Source organism: Bacillus sp. SIMBA_074 (assembly GCF_046534555.1).
In the GTDB taxonomy this organism is placed as follows: Bacteria; Bacillota; Bacilli; order Bacillales; family Bacillaceae_G; genus Bacillus_A; species Bacillus_A mycoides.
On record NZ_JAWRYM010000674.1, the window covers coordinates 1 to 264 of the forward strand.

Consider the following 264-nt stretch of genomic DNA (forward strand, 5'->3'; position numbering starts at 1 on the left):
GCGCCGTTTCTCTTTACGGACATGGACTGTTTTATGGTGGCTCAGGCATGATGGGGTTCGGCTGGACAATTGTAGCGTTGTTTGTCATTTTGATTGCAGCAGCCATGTCCGAGCTAGCATCAGCAATTCCAACAGCAGGGGCATTGTATCACTGGGCAGCGATTTTAGGGAGTAAAAGATGGGGATGGTATACCGCCTGGATTAACCTGATCGGGCAAATCGGAATTGTGGCAGGGATTGATTACTCCTTTTCCTTGTTCGCTG

The 264-nt window shown here is 49.2% G+C and carries 1 protein-coding gene; it reads left to right on the forward strand.

Features of this window, described 5'->3' with window-relative positions; all coding sequences use genetic code 11:
* Positions 1–264 (forward strand): amino acid permease (locus SB773_RS32470; protein ID WP_410594500.1); only part of this gene is annotated, 264 nt, incomplete at both ends.